Source organism: Gordonia alkanivorans, assembly GCF_004011905.1.
GTDB classification, from domain to species: Bacteria; Actinomycetota; Actinomycetes; order Mycobacteriales; family Mycobacteriaceae; genus Gordonia; species Gordonia alkanivorans.
Genome location: NZ_CP027114.1, coordinates 477,682 through 493,484, shown reverse-complemented (window position 1 = coordinate 493,484; position 15,803 = coordinate 477,682). Strand labels below are relative to the sequence as shown.

The following is a 15,803-nucleotide window of genomic DNA, read 5'->3' as shown; positions in this document are numbered from 1 at the left end:
CTCCTATCCTGAGTGCCCGTACGCGTGGTTGAGAAGTGCTGAGGCGACTACGAGTTCGACGGGTGTGGCGTGACGGAGGTCGATGACTTCACGCAGGTGGAGGCGTGGGGTATCGCCGGACGCCTTGTCAGGTCCGTGGATTTCGGTGCGCACGTGTTGTAGGTGTTCGGCGAATCGGCGGGGTATGTCGGGTCGCCGGTTGATGCGTTCGGGGTTGGGTGGGGCGCCGGGTTGGGTGTTGAGTCGCCAGGCGCAGCGGCCTTCGTCGGGTCCTTCGCGGACCATGCGGGTGGTGTATTGGCCGGGTTGGTCGCCGACCATTCGGTTGTGTTTCGGGCAGGCGGGGGTGAGGTCGGTGATGTCGGTGAGTCCGCCGAGTCCCCAATCGAGTTGGGCGTGATGCATTTCCACGTGTGCGGCGGATTGGTCGCAGTCGGGTGTGGAGCAGTTTTCGCCGTCGGGTCGGGCGAAGGAGACGAGGCGTTGTTCGCGGGTGGCGAGGCGTTTGCCGCGGCCGAAGTAGAGCGGGACGGCGGTGGCGTCTTTGAACACGGCCAGCCAGGGTTGGGCGTCGGCGGCCATGCGGATGACATCGTCGATCGGGATGAGGGTGCCGGTGGCGGTGGTGGCGAACCCGGCTTCGCGGAGTAGATCGTTGAGGTCGGCTTTGAAGATCATCTGCATCGGCAACCCGCGGTGGCTTTTGCCGAGCATGCCGTCCTCCAACACCGCTTTCAGGAGGGCGTTGAAGGCGTCGTGGTTGAGCTGGGCCGGGGTGCGGTCATCACGTTCGGCAGCAGCGGCAACGGCGTCGGGGTCGGCGTCCTCGATCGACCCCCGCGGGGAGTCGGGGTCGTCGGGGTTGTTCATGCCGGGTTTCGCCCAGACGGCGAGCAGCATGGTGACCCGGGCAAGGAGTTCAGGGGTGAGGGTGGCGGTGAGTTTGGCGGTGCCGTCGGCGCGTTGCCGGTTCACGTACAGATTCCGGCGACGTTTGCGGTCGGTGTCGTCGGTGAGTGTGCCGTCGGGGTCGAGGTGGGCCAGTAGCCGCGAGCCGAGGGCGGTGATGTCGGCGGGGGTGTGGTCAACGGCGATCTCGGCCATCTGTCGTTCGGCGGCGACTTTGACGTCGTGGTCGGTGGCGTGCGGGATCTGGTCGAGTACATCGAGTACTGCCCGGACGTGGGAGGTGCTGACCTTGCCGTCGGCCAATGCCTCTGCCAGAGCAGGGCGTTCGGGTTCGAGTGGTTCACCGGTCGGGCTGAGGTGGGTGGCGGTCGCGTGGCGTTGTCTGGTGCGGCGCATGGGGTCGGCCACGCGCAGGCGGTGGGTCATGAACTGGGTGATGCTGCGGTGGCCGGTCTTGTGGGGCAGGTCGCGGTCGGCGATCTCGACGATTTGCCGGTCGCCGGCGAAAGTCATTCGGGCGATTGCCCGTTCGGTCTCGGCAGCGACGTCGACGAGCTCGGCATCCGAACACTGTGTCAGATCAACAGTCTGCAGCTCGGTGGTGATCCGGTGCAGTTCACTCAGAAGTTCTTCTGCGCGCGAAGTGGGACCATCAGCCTGAGAGATCTCGGTCAAGACGGTCACCCCCCCCCGGAAACATCGTGCGAATATATGTTCGACAGTACACCCGATTAGCCAGTGCTGCAACGATTGTCGCCAGAAATACGTCGCAAGGGTTTTGTCGGTGTCGCCTGGTATTGTCCACATCTCGTCGGTTCGCCGTCCGAATCTGTGCGGAACCACTGACCTGTTGACCGGGCCCGCGTTAGCGTCGAACCATGCAGCCGTGGATGTGCGTTTTCTGCGCAAACGAGTTCGCTCCCGACGCCGACCTACCCGAGGTCTGCCCGATCTGTGACGACGACCGGCAATGGATCCCGACGAGCGGGCAGCAGTGGACCCGGCTTGACGAGAACGCCGACAACGCGCTCGACACCACAGAACTGGAGCCGGGCCTGTTCCGGTTGTCGCTGCGACCGTCGGTCGGCATCGGGCAACGAGGATTCCTGGTGGCCACCCTGAACGGCAACATCCTTTGGGAGCCGCCGGGGTTCATCGGTCCGTCCCTCGTCGGCTGGCTGGAAGAGCACGGCGGTGTCGAGGCCATCGCCGCCAGCCACCCGCACCTCTACGGCGCGAGTGTCTCGCTCAGTCATCGGTTCGGCGGGGTCCCGGTCTTCTACAACGATCTCGATCGTCGATGGCTGACCCGGCCGGACCCCGTGGTCGAGTTCTGGTCCGGCGAAGCCGAGGTTCTCGGCGGAGTGCGACTCATCCAGTGCGGCGGACATTTTCCCGGCAGCGCGGTGCTGCACCTACCGGACGCCGCCGACGGTCGGGGAGCGTTGCTGACCGGCGACACCGTCAAAGGTGTCATGCAGCCGGGAATGGTGACGTTCATGCGCAGCTATCCGAACATGATCCCGTTGTCGCCCAGGCTCGTTCGTCAGATCGTCGACCGGGTCACGGCCCTGCCGTTCGACCGGCTGTACGACGCATTCGGCGTCGTCGTGGACAAGGACGCACGCGAGGTCGTCGAGACGTCGGCCCGGCGCTACATCGGGTGGGCCACCGACGAGATCATCGATCCCGACGATCCGTACGCGGCTCGGTGACGGTTCAGGAGTCGGGGTAGCCCGTCGGGTTCTCGGACTGCCATCGCCACGTGTCGACGCACATGTCGTCGATCGTCTTGGTGGCGTGCCAATTGAGATCGGCGTTCGCCCGGGTGGGATCGGCATACGACGCGGCGATGTCGCCGGGTCGGCGGGGTGCGATCTCGTACGGGATCGGCTTGCCGCTGGCCTTCTCGAAGGCGTGGACGACCTCGAGGACCGAGACACCCTGCCCGGTACCGAGGTTCCACGTCGACATGCCGGTGTCGCCGGTGCTGATCCGGTCCAGAGCGGCGACGTGTCCGGCGGCGAGGTCGTCGACGTGGATGTAGTCGCGGACGCCGGTGCCGTCAGGGGTGTCGTAGTCGTCGCCGAAGACCGACAGCTTCTCGCGCCGGCCCACGGCGACCTGCGCGACGAACGGCATCAGATTGTTCGGGATGCCCGACGGGTCTTCGCCGATCTGACCGCTCCGGTGCGCGCCCACCGGGTTGAAATAGCGCAGCGCGGCGATCCGCCAGGCGTCGGAACTGGCCGCGACGTCGCGCAGCACCTGCTCGATCATCACCTTCGTCCAGCCGTACGGATTGGTGGCCGACGTCGGGAGGTCCTCGGTCATCGGTAGTTCGGGGTCCGCACCGTAGACGGTCGCCGACGACGAGAACACCAGCGTGTGCACGTCGTGGCGTTCCATCGCCCGCAACAGCGAGAACGTGGTGCCGAGGTTGTTCTGGTAGTAGTCCAGCGGCTTGGCCACCGACTCGCCGACTGCCTTGTACCCGGCGAAATGGATGACCGCGTCGACGTCCTCGTGGGCGAAGAAGCGTTCGGTCTTGTCCACGTCCGCGAGGTCGAAAGCGTGCACCGGGATGGAACGACCGCTCAACGCCTCGAGCCGACCGACCACGGTGGGCTTGGCGTTGCTGAAGTCGTCGACGATGACGACGTCATGACCGGCGGAGACCAGCTGGATCACGGTGTGCGAGCCGATGTAGCCCGCGCCGCCGCTGACGAGTACGCGCATGAAACCACCGTAGGCGGCGGACCTGGGAGAACGCCAAACGACCGGCAGAGGTCAGCCGGTCACCCGCTCGGTGGCGGCGTATTTCTGTTCGACGGCGTCCTTGACGGGTTGCCACCAGTCGGTGCTGTCGCGGTACCAGTCGATGGTGGCGGCCAAGCCGGCGCGGAAGTCGTTGTAGCTGGGTGTCCACCCGAGTTCGGTGCGCAGGCGGGTGGAGTCGATGGCGTAGCGGCGGTCGTGGCCGGGGCGGTCGGTGACGAAGTCGAACGCATCTTTCGGTTGGCCGAGGAGTTCGAGGATGGTTTCGACGACGGTGCGGTTGTCGACCTCGCCGTCAGCGCCGATCAGGTACGTTTCGCCGATCTGGCCGTTGTCGATGATGGTCCACACCGCGTCGTTGTGGTCGTCGACGTGGATCCAGTCGCGGACGTTGCGGCCGTCGCCGTAGAGCTTGGGGCGCACACCGGAGAGCACGTTGGTGATCTGGCGGGGGATGAACTTCTCGATGTGCTGGTACGGACCGTAGTTGTTGGAGCAGTTCGAGATGGTGGCGGCGACGCCGAAGGACCGCACCCAGGCACGCACGAGCAGGTCGGAACCGGCCTTGGTCGAGGAGTAGGGGCTCGACGGGTTGTAGGCGGTGTGCTCGGTGAAGCGGGCCGGGTCGTCGAGGTCGAGGTCGCCGTAGACCTCGTCGGTGCTGATGTGGTGGTAGCGCACCTGATGGGCGCGGACGGCTTCGAGCAGCGTGTAGGTGCCCACGAGGTTGGTGTGTACGAAGGCTGAGGGGTCGGCCAGGGAGTTGTCGTTGTGGGATTCGGCGGCGAAGTGCACCACCAGATCGGCCTCGCCGACCAACCTGTGGACCAGGGCGGCGTCGGCGATGTCGCCTTCGATCAGTTCGACGCGATCGGTGACCGGGGCGAGGGTCTCGGGGTTGGCGGCGTAGGTGAGTTTGTCCAGGACCCGGATCGAGGAGTCGGGGCGGGTGGCCAGGGTGCGCAGCACGAAGTTGGCGCCGATGAAACCGGCACCACCGGTCACGAGAACACGCACGTCGTTCCTTCCGCCTGAGGTATTCGTGGACGTCACTCTACCGAGGCGCCGGGTGTGCACTCGGTGAGCCGGATCGTCGGGCACTAGGCTGAAGCGCATGCGAGGGATCATTCTGGCCGGTGGTACGGGCACGCGCCTGCACCCGATCACGCAGGGTGTGAGCAAGCAGCTCGTCCCGGTCTACGACAAACCGATGATCTATTACCCGCTCTCGACACTGATGCTCGCCGGTATCCGCGACATCCTCATCATCACCACTCCGCACGACGCTCCCGCCTTCCAGGGGCTGCTCGGCAACGGTGACCAGTTCGGCATCAACCTCACCTACAAGACCCAACCCTCACCCGACGGACTCGCGCAGGCCTTCACGCTCGGCGCCGACCACATCGGCGACGAGTCGGTCGCACTCGTGCTCGGCGACAACATCTTCTACGGTCCCGGTCTCGGCAGTCAGTTGCAGGGATTCGAGAACGTCGACGGCGGTGCGGTCTTCGCCTACTGGGTGTCCAATCCAGAGGCCTATGGTGTCGTCGACTTCGACGCGAACGGTACCGCGATCTCGCTGGAAGAGAAGCCGGCACAACCGAAGTCGAACTTCGCCGTTCCCGGTCTGTACTTCTACGACAACGACGTGGTCGAGATCGCCCGAGGTCTCGAGCCCAGCGCCCGCGGTGAGTACGAGATCACCGACATCAACGCCCACTACCTCGAACGCGGCAAACTCTCGGTGACGGTCCTGCCGCGCGGCACCGCCTGGCTCGACACCGGAACCTTCGACAGCCTTCTCGACGCCGGTAACTTCGTGCGCACCGTCGAACAACGCCAAGGTCTCAAGATCGCTGCGCCGGAAGAGATCGCCTGGCGTCGTGGCTTCCTCGACGACGACGAACTCCGGTCCCGCGCGGAGAAACTGCGCAAGTCCGGATACGGTGACTACCTGCTCGAACTCCTACAGCGAGGCAAGGGGTTCTGAGTCCACATCAGCTGCGAAAGGCTCATCCATGAAGGTGCGACCGCTCACGATCGACGGCGCGTGGGAACTCACGCCGGTCCAGCACGGTGACGCACGCGGCCTGTTCGCCGAGGCCTTCAAAGGGGACCTGCTCGCCGAGGTGATCGGCCATCGCTTCGACCTTGCCCAGGTCAACCTGTCGGTGTCCGCGGCGGGTGTACTGCGCGGCGTGCACTTCGCCGATGTGCCTCCGGGGCAGGCGAAGTACGTGACGTGCGCGACGGGTGCCATCCTCGATGTCATCGTCGACATCCGCGTCGGTTCCCCGACCTTCGGCACCTACGACACCGTCCTGCTCGACGACGTCGACCGCCGTGCGGTCTACCTGTCGGAAGGGCTCGGACACGCGTTCTGTGCGCTGGCCGACAACTCGACCGTCACCTACCTCTGCTCCACCGGGTACAACCCGTCCGGTGAACACGGCATCAATCCGCTCGACCCCGAACTCGGCATCGAGTGGCCGACGCACGCCCGCGACGGGTCGCCGCTGGAGTACGAACTGTCCGAGAAGGACACCGCCGCACCGGGTCTCACCGAGGCGCGCGAGTCGGGGCTGCTTCCGGATCACGACGACGTAACCGCATTCCTGCGGGGGCTCGCCGGCGATCAGCTGTAGTGACCTGACGCTTGTCCTCAGCCGCCGTATGCCGCTCGGTCACTCACTGATCTCGACATCGAAACGCATCGTCGTGGCGTAACGGTCGGCGGGGTGAATTCCCTCGAAGACCCCGATGAGCCCGTCCTCGGTGATGAATCGCCGCGTTATCGCGAGTGCCGGGCTGCCTGCTGCCGCCCGAAGATGCTCGGCTTCGTGGTCGTCCAACAGGGTGACCGCGATGGACTGTTCCAGACTCTGCAGGGTCAAGCCGAACTCGCGGGTGATGCGAGGGAACACGGCAGTTTGCGCATCTGCAACACGGTCTCGGACCGCGACGGCGTATTTGGTGGGAATGTAGTAGGTGTTGAAACCCATGGGCAGGGGATTGTCGACGGTTCGTCTCAGCCCCGTCCACTTGAGCCAGTCGCGCGCGTCGCCGAGGAGGAGACGACGACTGTCGAACACCGCGGCCGGTCCCGGCTCATCGATCAATTCGAACCGGGTGCTCTCGGTGTACTGCCGCACAGCATTGTCCTCGTCCGACGCCCGCAGGATGTAGCGTGCCTGCGAGACGTACGACAGCACCGTGGTTCCGACGCCCCGCTGGCGGGAGATCAGTCCGCTCTGTCGCAGATCTGCCATCGCGGCACGGACCGTGTGGCGCGAGACGCCGAATCGGGCGCACAGTTCCATCTCGGTCGGGAACTTGCTGCCGATGTCGTATTCGCCTGCCGCGATCTCTGCCCGAAGCGTTCGCGAGAGCTCGCGATGGAGCGGGCCGCCGCGCCTGTCGCGTGGACTGTTCGGCTCGCTGTCTGAGTTCTCGGATTCGGTCACGGAGTTCCTTGATGTAGAGCGTCGGTCGACTGCGTACCGTCCTATCAGAAGTCGTCCCCGTTGGGGTGTGTGGCGCTGGTTTCGGACGTGCGTCTCCCGCAATGTCCGGACTTGGATGAGGACCAGCGGCGCCGCAGTGGACGGGTTGAGCGTTCTCGTGCACGCACGCCAAATGGGTCGCGTAGGCGTCCGAGTTCGTCGCCGTGCAAACCGCCGAGCACGCCCGACGATGGTACGAAAGCCCAGTGAGACAACATTTCCTGTCTGTCTCCCAGTAGCCTGCCGGCATCGGTGGCATCCCGGCGACCTCGCCTTTTGATGATCGTACGCGCGGGCCGATCGCCGTCCCTGGTGGTAGAAGGTGGGATGCGTCACTGGACGACCCTTGTGGAGATCTGGGTCTCTGGGCTATACATTGTCCGTACAAATGAACGGCATCACGAAAGGCAGTGCGCGCTCGCGCGTGCGGTGCCGGCCGAAGCCGGACTCGCCACGCACCTGAGTCGGCCGTCCAGAGCATCGCGTGGAGGTGCGTGCGGCGAGTTCTCCGATCCGTGCAAGTGAGGTCGAAAGATGCTGTCCGGGTAGCGACTTCATCACTGAACACGTCGGCCTCGACGAGAAGTCGGGCTGCTGCGTGCGTTCGACAACCGTGGCTTGTGGGCCGTCGGTCTCTTCGGCGTGCGTCCGTGCCCGGTGATGTCCGAACAAATGTCCTGCGAAGAAGGGTTCTAGGAGTGAAACAAGTAGGTATGGCGGTAGCGGCGGCGGCGTTGGTGCTGCTGGCATCGGGAACCTCACCGGCTTCGGCGGCTCCGCTGCCGAACGGGTACAAGAAGGTGTCCGAGGGTGCCGTGACGGTGCAGACCTGGCGTACGGGCGAAACCGCGATGCCCGCGACGTCGATGGCCGCCAACGGCATCGGGCGTTCAGCGGTGCTGTCGGGCGAGGTCACGACGCGGGTGTCGAAGGGGGAGGGCCGGCTGAGGGTCGGGTACCTCGTCGGCTGCCAGGTCTCGGTCGGCAACCTGACCGCCGGGGTGTCCGGGACGCTGTCCGCGGCCCCGACGGTCTCTGGCAGTATCTCGTTCCCGCTGGCGCCGGGCGAGATCAAGGCCGTCCAGTTGTCCGTGCAACCCATCGTCGACGGACTGGCTCGGTATCAGTATTCCGGGCTGGAGGTCGAAGTGCAGGGTTGTGGTGGATTCGCGCAGGCCCGTTCCTTCGCGAAGGTGGAGGCAGTCGAGGGATACGCCGTCGATGCAGGCACCACGGCGAACAACATCGGCGGCGAGGGTGCCTACGTGCAGTCGACCCTCTACGGCAAGCCGTTCAGCCTCAACTGAGCCGAATTCCCCAGCGAGAGAGAAGAACACAGCGGATGAATAACAGGATTTTGGCCGTTCGCGGAGTAGTCGCCCTGGCCGTCGTAGCCGGGGCAGGTTCTGCCCTGGGGGCGGGTTCGGCCGTCGCGGGACCACTGCCGGGCGGTTCGGCATACGAAGACCTCGGCGGCGGCACGTCGATGACCGCGAAGCTGGCCGAGGAGCGGGTCTCCTACCAGCGATCGGGTGTGGCCGCGGTGCCGACCAGCCGCGAGGTCTGGGTCAGTGGCAAGGTGCGCGTGTCCCTGACGGGCAAGGCGACCGGCGGCATCATCAAGGGCGGCTACGTGGTGGGCTGCCAGGTCAATCTGGCGGGTGTCGGATTCTCGGGCAATTCGACGGCGAACCAGTCCGGCATGGCGTCGGCCGGCGCCGGTTCCACGCTGTCCCTGGGACCCGGTCAGGCGGCGTATGTGCCGATCATCAACCAGACCAATTCGCTGGTCGATGCCGACAACGAGCTGTACCGGATCAACGGGTACAAGTTCGCCGGCACGAGCGCATCCGTCGCCTACAGCCAGGAACCGTTGCGGGTCAACGGATGCGCCGGGTACGCCCAGGCGCGGGCGCGGATGTCCATCCAGGTCACGGCGGGCGGGCTCAAGAGCGAGACCGTCCTGTGGGGCAAGCCGTTCAGCTTGGGCTGATCAAGGTTCCCTCTCACGGGTGAGGCGGTTCCCACTTCGGACAGGTGCGTCGGAGTGGGGACCGCTCGCCGTGGTCGAGAGCCGTGGTCGAGAGCCGAGGCGCCGCACTATACGAGCCCTCAGTCCTGAACGCCGCCGGTCTCTCCCGGTCGGTGCGGCTTCTCGGCATTCTGCAACGCGATCGCGCGCGCCAGGCGGGCGTACTTGACCTCGAGGTCGCGGAACCGCAGGTATGTGGACACCGTGGTGAACGCGAACGCGATGACCAGTAGGAACAGCACGAGGTCGAGGCCGCGTTGGATTCCGATCTTGTTCGCGACCCAGGTGACGTCGTCCTGGCGCAGCATCGCGTAGAGGCCGAAGCCGACGAAGGCGACGAATAGGATCTTCACACCGGCCGACGACCGGGCGGTGCCGCGGTTGACGACAAAGAAGCCGACGAGCGCGAGCAGGCCGATGATCGCGAGGATCTGGAACCAGATCATGCGTTGTTCACTTCCTCATCCGGGTGTGGAACAGGCCGTCGGCGACGATGTTGACGCCGTTGATCAGCGACTGTCCCTTCGCGCGTGAGTATTCGGTGTAGAGGATCGTGACCGGTTGCTCGGCGACCCGCCACTTGTGGTGGTCGATCAGCGCGATGAACTCCGATGCGTGACTCATCCCGCTCATGAGGAGGTCGAGGTCGTCGGCGACCTTCTTGTTGAAGACACGAAGTCCGTTGTGCGCGTCGGACAATCCGAGCCGCCGCGTGCGCGGGCTGAGGAACACGATGGTGCGCAGGGCCATTCGACGCAACACCGGGACGGACTCGCTGCGGCCCTCGGCGAAGCGGGTGCCGACGATGATGTCGACCGGTTCGGTTCGCAGGCGGGCGACCATCGCCGACACGTCGTCGACCTGATGCTGGCCATCGGCGTCGAAGGTGACGAAGAAGCGCGCGCCGGGCTGCTTGCGGGCGTACTCGACGCCGGTCTGGATGGCGGCGCCCTGCCCGAGGTTCACCGGGTGCCGCACGAGATGGACGCCGGCGGCCCTGATCTCCTCGGCCGAGTTGTCCGACGAGCCGTCGTCGACGCAGACGATGTTGGGAAATGTCTCGCGCGCCTTGGCGGCGACCCCCCGGATCACCTGTCCCTCATTGAAGACGGGTACCACCAGCCAGACGTCGGCATTGGTGATGGGGTCGGCCATGGTGAACAACCCTAACCCGGCCGGTCGCGGTACTCATCGCCCGGCACGGCCCGGCTAGTCTGGTCGGGTGCCGATCGACGTGATGATGCCCTTCTACGGCGACGTCGCGCAGTTCCGCGAGGCGGTGACCAGCGTCCTCGACCAGAGTGACCCGGATCTGCGGCTCGTGGTGGTCGACGACTGCTATCCCGACCCCACGCCCCGCGAATGGCTCGCCTCGCTGAACGACGCCCGCGTCCGCTACGTGCGCAACCACACCAACCTCGGCGTCAACGGCAACTTCCGGCGCTGCGTCGACCTCGTGACCGCCGACTGGTTCGTCGTCATGGGCTGCGACGACGTGATGCACGCCGACTACCTGGCGACGGTCCGCACCCTGGCCGGGCACCACCCGGACGCGTCGGTCATCGCGCCCGGAGTCGACGTCATCGACGAGAACGGCCGTGCGGTGCGTCCGCTGGGGGACCGGATGAAGAACGTGCTGGCGCCCTCCCGGGCGACCGTGCTGTCCGGTGAACGCCTCGCGACCAGCCTCTACCACGGCAACTGGACGTACTTCCCGTCGTTGCTGTGGCGGACCGCCGCGGTGCGTGAGGTGGGTTTCCGGCCGGGACTGGAGATCGTCCTCGACCTTGCGCTCCTCGTCGACCTTGCCGCCGCCGACGGCTCACTGGTCTACGACCCCGAGGTCGTGTTCTCCTACCGCCGCCACAGCGCGTCAGTGAGTTCGGTGCAGGCCGTCGACGGACGGCGCTTCGACGAGGAGAACCGCTTCTTCGCGGAGGAGGCGCAGCGGTGCGCGGAACGCGGCTGGCCCAAGGCGGCGCGGGCGGCCCGGCTGCATGCGACCTCGAGGATGAACCACCTGCAGGCGCGGGTTGGTGCGCAGGTCGGCAAGGTTTCGACGGGGCTCACCCGGCGACAGGGGCACTAGGCCGCCGCAGCACCCCGACCATGTGCACGCCGAGGCCCACGAGTGGTCCGACGACGAGGGCGACGCAGGTCCGGACCTCGACGTCGGCCGGGATCAGCAGCATCCCGACCGCGACCACGGTCGCGACCCACCACCCGGCCGCATACCAGCGGTGCGCGCCGGCGGCGATCGCGGCGGCACCGGTGACGGTCAGCAGGGCCAGGCACGTGGCACCTGCGGTGAGGAGTGCGACGACGTAGCCGTCGAGGTCGAAGTCGGCGCCGAAGACCGACCGGAGCAGCCAGGGCCCGACCAGCCACGCGGCCGCGACCCCGACCCCGCCGACGATGCCGACGATGCCGAGCGGAGCGGCCAGCGCGGCGATCCGCCGATCGCGGCCGTCCACGAATCGCGAGATCAGCACGCCCTGGAAGCTGTTGAGCGGCACCAGCAGCGGGGCACGCGTGAGTGTCACCGCCAGGATGAGTGCGCCGATGATCCGGGCCTCGTCGGCGTCGGGGGTGCCGCGCAGGTTGGCGGTCAGGTTGATCAGCACCGGGAAGCCCATGACGAGAACGGCACTCGCCGCGGCGGCGGCCATCGCGGTCAGGGTGTTGGTGGTGAGTCGACGCGGCGACACGTCCCCGCCGATCCCGACCGCCCGGCGGGCCGCCGATGAACCGAGCAGCAGCAGGCCCCACGACGCGGAACCGATGACGGTGATGACCAGGAATGCTGTGGTGCCCCAGCCGGCGGCCACCGCGACGACGGCACCGGCGAGACGGATCAGCGCGTCGACAGACAGCAACACCGCGAACGACGACCAGCTCAGCATCCCGGACAGGGCGCCGCACAGGTGTGCGTACACCGCGAAGCTCGCCACCCCGACCGACAGCAACGCCACCGACAGCCAACGCTGATCGGTGAACACCTCACCGCTCCACAGCGGCGAGGTCGCGGCCACGAGCGCGGCCAGGCCGACTCCGATCCCGACGTTCACGGGCAACGGTCGCGACCGGACGGCATCGTCGGAGGCCGCGCGCACGGCACGCGTCGTCTCCTGCAGCTGACCGTTCTGCGCACCGGTGACGAGGCCGTAGGCCGCCCAGAACACCGCGAAGACTCCGTACCCGATCGCGCCGAGATGTCGTGCGGCCAAGAGCAGCACGACATAGCCCGACGCGGCGGCGATGAGCGTCGCGATCGTGACGCGTCCCAGCGACCGCGCGTCGGTGTCGGTTCCCTCGGCCGCGCCGGAAGGGGAGTCCGGCGTCGGTGCCGGCGTGTCCGTCGTCATGAGGTGCCTCAGGACGGAGTGGGGAACGGCGGTAGCTCGGGGGTGAACAGCCAGGCGTCCCACAGGTCCTTGAGCGGCTTCGACGAGTGGTTGGCGGCGAGCGACATGAAGTCCTCGGTGGTCACCGACCCGTAGCGGTACTTCTCGGTCCAGCGGCGAAGCAGGGCAAAGAAGTCGCCGTCGCCGATCCGCAGACGTAGGGCGTGCAGCGTCAGCGCACCGCGTTTGTAGACCCAGTCGTCGAACATCTTGCGCGGGGTGGGATCGGCCAGCGGCACCTTCACCGGCGCGGCGTCGAGCTTCTCGTAGTAGTGGCGGGCCCACTCGTCGGCGCTTCGGCCACCGGATCGCTGGCTCCACAACCACTCGGCGTAGCAGGCGAATCCCTCGTGCAGCCAGATGTCCCGCCAGCGCGCGGCGGTCACCGAGTTGCCGAACCACTGATGTGCGAGCTCATGGGCGATGAGGCGGTCGGCGTCGCGGCTGCCGTCGCAGTGATTGGCACCGAAGGTCGAGAAACTCTGTGCCTCGATGGGGATCTCGAGTTCGTCGTCGGTGACGACGACGGTGTACTGCGGGAACGGATAGGGCCCGAACATCTCGATGAACGCCGAGATCATGTCCATCTGTGGTCCGAAATCGATCCCGAAGTTCTCCTCGAGACGGGACGGGATGAGCCCGGTAACCGGAAAAGGCTTGTCGGCCAACGGGATCTGCTTGTACTGGCCGATCTGGATGGAGGCCAGGTAGGTGGGCATCGGCTCCACCTGCTGGTAAACCCAGGTGGTCTGTGCGGCGCGGACCCGCTTGGACTCCAGCACGCCGTTGGCGAGCGCGTGGTACGGACTGTCGGTGGTGATCGAGATCCGGTACGGCGCTTTGGCACTCGGGTGATCGTCACACGGGAACCACGATGCGGCGCCGTTGGGCTGGTTGGCGCACAGCGAGCCGTCGGTCAGTTCCTCCCAGCCCACCTCGCCCCACGGGCCTCGAATCGGACGGGGGCTGCCGTGGTAGCGGACGGTGATCGTCATCGCGCCGCCGGGCGGCACCGGGGTGTCGGGGGTGATGGTGAGTTTGTTGCGGCGATGGCTGTAGCGGGCGCGCTTGGTGTTGACCGAGACCCGCTGCACGGACATCGTGCCCGCGAGATCGAGGGTGAAGCGCTTGAGCTCGCGCAACGACGTCGCGGTCAGGACCGCGGTGCCGTCGAGGCGATTGCTCGCGACCTTGTACTCGAGTTCGAGGTCGTAGCGCGAGATCCGGAAACCGAGATTCCCGTTGTCCGGCACGTACGGATCGAGGACATCGGACGGTGCGCCCAGGACGGGCTGCCCGGTATTTGCTCGCGACCCCAGGCCAGACTTTCCCGGCACTCTCGACTCCTACTCCGTTCTGCCGTATGGCATGTTCGCCGGCGGTCGGACGGCCGTGGCCCCCGGGCGCCGGTACGGTGCCTTTGGTCACGACGCGGTTGCGTTTGATGACTCGATTTCGGCGTAACACCCGCGACGAGGTGATGTCGTCGCGGACACTGTGAGAGTACCTGGCGGCGGGGATCCGGGCCCGCCCGACGATGCGAGGAGCAGGGTTATGAGCGGATTCGGCAGTGTCGCGCAGTTTCTCGCGCGATTGATACTCGGCATCATCTTCATCGCGCACGGCTGGCAGAAGCTGGTGACGCAGGGGATGGACGCCACGAAGGTGGCCTTCGGTCCGGCCGGCATGGACGTGCCGTACCCCGATCTCGCCGCGTACTACGCGACCTGGGTGGAACTGGTCGGCGGCATCCTGCTGATCCTCGGCCTGCTGCTTCCCATCGTCGCCACGCTGCTGATCGCGGACATGATCGGCGCGATCGTGTTCGTGCACTGGGATGCGGGATTCTGGAACGCCGACAGCGGCTACGAATGGCCGCTGGCACTGATCGCCGGTCTCCTGGCGGTCGGCTTCACCTCGGCGGGGCGTGCCGCCGCCGACAGCTACATCATGCGACGGCGGCGTCGAACCGACGTGGTCTGACCTCGACTCTCGTCGGGTCAGGCGAACGCGAGGCCGTCGATGGTGGCCGAACTCCGCGAGGCGGTGTCGTTGTCGGCGAGCTGAGCCACCAGGCGAGCGATCACCGTGCGTTCCTCGTCGGCGTGGTGCAGGCCCACTCCGTCGATCTCGCCCGGGGTGAGGATCTCCAGGGGATCGGTGTCATGCCGGTGGATCACGGCGGCACCGAGAAGGCGCTGTGCCTGACCGGGGTCGATGTCCCAGAGAGCGTCGGCGGTCATGAGGTAGAGGCGGATGGCCGTCGGGTAGTCGTGGAGGTTGACGAGCGCCCAGGCCCAGTGTTTGGCGACGTCGACGGTGTCGGCTTCCCCGCGGCCGTGGGTGCGCACGTACTTGCCGTGCAGCTCGCTGCAGAGGTAGTTGGCGTCGGTCCACAGCTGCAGGTGCGACATGCATCGGACGCAGTCGTGCAGGTTGGACAGATACTTCGTCGAGTACGGTCCCTCGCGTCGTGCCCTGACCTCGCGGAGGACCGAGAATGCGGCGAGCGCATGCTCGTATTCGCCCGCGGAGAGGAGAGCTTCGGCCTCGACCTGCAATTCCTCGATCATCTTCGTCATTCTGGTCGATTCCGCTGACGGTTACCGGCGTATTGACCGAACTGGGACAACCCGCGCCGATCTCTGGCACAGGCCACGACGGGCTGGCATCGTGACAAGGATGAAGGACGACATCGGCAGCACCCCCGAAGGCTCCGACGGCGAGTACAGCCTTGACGAGGACGATCAACTCCAGCCGGAGGACACCCTGGTCGACCGCGGCGTCGACGACGTCCTCGACGAGGGATTCTCACCACCCGACTACCGGCCCAAAGGTGCTGTCCACGGGCTGACGGCCCAGGAGCAACGCGAGGGCGAGAGCCTCGACGAGCGGCTGGCCGAGGAGGAGCCCGACGTCGGGGCGGTCGATCCGCTCGACGAGATCACCGCCGACGAGCGCGCCAAAAAGGATTGGCGCGCACATGATTCCGACCGGAGCGAGGAGTTCGACGAAGACCACGAGGTCGGTGACCGACGAGCCGGTCGGCTGATCGCGCCGGACGAGGGTTCGGGTATCGACACCGAACCCGAGGCCATCGCCGCCGACGCGGGTATCGACGGCGCGGGCGCCTCGGCCGAAGAAGCCGCGGTGCACTACATCTCTGACCAGGAGTAG

At 66.5% G+C, this 15,803-nt stretch carries 17 protein-coding genes; 8 read left to right on the top strand and 9 right to left on the bottom strand.

Annotation, left to right across the window (positions count from 1 at the left end):
- Positions 1–3: 3 nt before the first annotated feature.
- Entirely contained in the window at positions 4–1,593 is a 1,590-nt protein-coding gene (locus tag C5O27_RS02255; RefSeq protein WP_051405997.1) for a DUF222 domain-containing protein, read from the bottom strand.
- A 194-nt stretch (positions 1,594–1,787) separates the two neighbouring features.
- On the opposite strand from C5O27_RS02255, the gene C5O27_RS02250 reads away from it, so the two are divergent.
- The gene (locus C5O27_RS02250) at positions 1,788–2,624 is read left to right on the top strand and encodes an MBL fold metallo-hydrolase (RefSeq protein WP_006356924.1); all 837 of its coding nucleotides are present in this window, start codon (positions 1,788–1,790) and stop codon (positions 2,622–2,624) included.
- A gap of 4 nt (positions 2,625–2,628) precedes the next feature.
- On the opposite strand, the gene galE is transcribed toward C5O27_RS02250, so the two are convergent.
- Positions 2,629–3,648, bottom strand: a complete 1,020-nt coding sequence (gene galE, locus C5O27_RS02245; RefSeq protein ID WP_127961811.1) for a UDP-glucose 4-epimerase GalE — start codon at positions 3,646–3,648, stop codon at positions 2,629–2,631.
- A gap of 51 nt (positions 3,649–3,699) precedes the next feature.
- Positions 3,700–4,704, bottom strand: a complete 1,005-nt coding sequence (gene rfbB / locus C5O27_RS02240; RefSeq protein ID WP_127961810.1) for a dTDP-glucose 4,6-dehydratase — start codon at positions 4,702–4,704, stop codon at positions 3,700–3,702.
- 97 nt (positions 4,705–4,801) lie between these two features.
- Between rfbB and rfbA the strand changes: the two genes are divergently transcribed.
- Positions 4,802–5,677: a glucose-1-phosphate thymidylyltransferase RfbA gene (gene rfbA, locus C5O27_RS02235; protein WP_127961809.1), complete on the top strand. Its 876-nt coding sequence runs from the start codon at positions 4,802–4,804 to the stop codon at positions 5,675–5,677.
- 28 nt (positions 5,678–5,705) lie between these two features.
- Entirely contained in the window at positions 5,706–6,332 is a 627-nt protein-coding gene (locus C5O27_RS02230; RefSeq protein ID WP_006356920.1) for a dTDP-4-dehydrorhamnose 3,5-epimerase family protein, read from the top strand.
- Positions 6,333–6,371: 39 nt separating this feature from the next.
- On the opposite strand, the gene C5O27_RS02225 is transcribed toward C5O27_RS02230, so the two are convergent.
- Positions 6,372–7,151: a GntR family transcriptional regulator gene (locus C5O27_RS02225; RefSeq protein WP_075863607.1), complete on the bottom strand. Its 780-nt coding sequence runs from the start codon at positions 7,149–7,151 to the stop codon at positions 6,372–6,374.
- A 752-nt stretch (positions 7,152–7,903) separates the two neighbouring features.
- Between C5O27_RS02225 and C5O27_RS02220 the strand changes: the two genes are divergently transcribed.
- Together C5O27_RS02220 and C5O27_RS02215 are read left to right on the top strand one after the other, a co-directional pair.
- Positions 7,904–8,497, top strand: coding sequence for an MspA family porin (locus tag C5O27_RS02220; protein WP_042378245.1), 594 nt, complete (start codon positions 7,904–7,906; stop codon positions 8,495–8,497).
- 35 nt (positions 8,498–8,532) lie between these two features.
- Positions 8,533–9,183: an MspA family porin gene (locus C5O27_RS02215; protein WP_127961807.1), complete on the top strand. Its 651-nt coding sequence runs from the start codon at positions 8,533–8,535 to the stop codon at positions 9,181–9,183.
- Positions 9,184–9,302: 119 nt separating this feature from the next.
- Here the strand turns inward: C5O27_RS02215 and C5O27_RS02210 are convergent, their stop codons facing one another.
- Positions 9,303–9,668: a DUF2304 domain-containing protein gene (locus C5O27_RS02210; RefSeq protein ID WP_075863610.1), complete on the bottom strand. Its 366-nt coding sequence runs from the start codon at positions 9,666–9,668 to the stop codon at positions 9,303–9,305.
- Positions 9,669–9,675: 7 nt separating this feature from the next.
- Entirely contained in the window at positions 9,676–10,377 is a 702-nt protein-coding gene (locus tag C5O27_RS02205) for a glycosyltransferase family 2 protein (protein WP_006356915.1), read from the bottom strand.
- Between the two features lie 67 nt (positions 10,378–10,444).
- On the opposite strand from C5O27_RS02205, the gene C5O27_RS02200 reads away from it, so the two are divergent.
- Positions 10,445–11,311 carry a glycosyltransferase family 2 protein gene (locus tag C5O27_RS02200; protein ID WP_127961806.1) on the top strand — a complete coding sequence of 289 codons (867 nt, stop codon included), beginning with the start codon at positions 10,445–10,447 and terminating at the stop codon, positions 11,309–11,311.
- Here the strand turns inward: C5O27_RS02200 and C5O27_RS02195 are convergent.
- Both C5O27_RS02195 and C5O27_RS02190 read right to left on the bottom strand, forming a co-directional pair.
- Positions 11,289–12,587, bottom strand: coding sequence for a polysaccharide biosynthesis protein (locus C5O27_RS02195; protein ID WP_127961805.1), 1,299 nt, complete (start codon positions 12,585–12,587; stop codon positions 11,289–11,291). The two genes, C5O27_RS02200 and C5O27_RS02195, sit on opposite strands and share 23 nt — an antisense overlap.
- An 8-nt stretch (positions 12,588–12,595) precedes the next feature.
- Positions 12,596–13,963 (bottom strand): M1 family metallopeptidase, encoded by a 1,368-nt coding sequence (locus C5O27_RS02190; protein ID WP_006356905.1) that lies wholly within the window; start codon positions 13,961–13,963, stop codon positions 12,596–12,598.
- A gap of 217 nt (positions 13,964–14,180) precedes the next feature.
- On the opposite strand from C5O27_RS02190, the gene C5O27_RS02185 reads away from it, so the two are divergent.
- Entirely contained in the window at positions 14,181–14,609 is a 429-nt protein-coding gene (locus C5O27_RS02185) for a DoxX family protein (RefSeq protein ID WP_006356906.1), read from the top strand.
- Between the two features lie 17 nt (positions 14,610–14,626).
- On the opposite strand, the gene C5O27_RS02180 is transcribed toward C5O27_RS02185, so the two are convergent.
- Positions 14,627–15,199 carry a hypothetical protein gene (locus C5O27_RS02180; protein WP_035755297.1) on the bottom strand — a complete coding sequence of 191 codons (573 nt, stop codon included), beginning with the start codon at positions 15,197–15,199 and terminating at the stop codon, positions 14,627–14,629.
- 109 nt (positions 15,200–15,308) lie between these two features.
- Here C5O27_RS02180 and C5O27_RS02175 point away from each other — a divergent pair, with 109 nt between their 5' ends.
- A complete protein-coding gene (locus C5O27_RS02175; RefSeq protein WP_006356908.1) occupies positions 15,309–15,803 on the top strand; it encodes a DUF5709 domain-containing protein in 495 nt (164 codons plus the stop codon).

Bases quoted from the DNA above. Each gene is read 5' to 3' on its own strand.
- C5O27_RS02230 (WP_006356920.1), top strand. From the start codon at position 5,706: ATGAAGGTGCGACCGCTCACGATCGACGGCGCGTGGGAACTCACGCCG.
- C5O27_RS02185 (WP_006356906.1), top strand. From the start codon at position 14,181: ATGAGCGGATTCGGCAGTGTCGCGCAGTTTCTCGCGCGATTGATACTC.
- C5O27_RS02205 (WP_006356915.1), bottom strand. From the start codon at position 10,377: ATGGCCGACCCCATCACCAATGCCGACGTCTGGCTGGTGGTACCCGTC.
- C5O27_RS02250 (WP_006356924.1), top strand. From the start codon at position 1,788: ATGCAGCCGTGGATGTGCGTTTTCTGCGCAAACGAGTTCGCTCCCGAC.
- galE (WP_127961811.1), bottom strand. From the start codon at position 3,648: ATGCGCGTACTCGTCAGCGGCGGCGCGGGCTACATCGGCTCGCACACC.
- C5O27_RS02210 (WP_075863610.1), bottom strand. From the start codon at position 9,668: ATGATCTGGTTCCAGATCCTCGCGATCATCGGCCTGCTCGCGCTCGTC.
- C5O27_RS02180 (WP_035755297.1), bottom strand. From the start codon at position 15,199: ATGATCGAGGAATTGCAGGTCGAGGCCGAAGCTCTCCTCTCCGCGGGC.
- C5O27_RS02220 (WP_042378245.1), top strand. From the start codon at position 7,904: ATGGCGGTAGCGGCGGCGGCGTTGGTGCTGCTGGCATCGGGAACCTCA.
- C5O27_RS02195 (WP_127961805.1), bottom strand. From the start codon at position 12,587: ATGACGACGGACACGCCGGCACCGACGCCGGACTCCCCTTCCGGCGCG.
- rfbA (WP_127961809.1), top strand. From the start codon at position 4,802: ATGCGAGGGATCATTCTGGCCGGTGGTACGGGCACGCGCCTGCACCCG.
- C5O27_RS02175 (WP_006356908.1), top strand. From the start codon at position 15,309: ATGAAGGACGACATCGGCAGCACCCCCGAAGGCTCCGACGGCGAGTAC.
- C5O27_RS02215 (WP_127961807.1), top strand. From the start codon at position 8,533: ATGAATAACAGGATTTTGGCCGTTCGCGGAGTAGTCGCCCTGGCCGTC.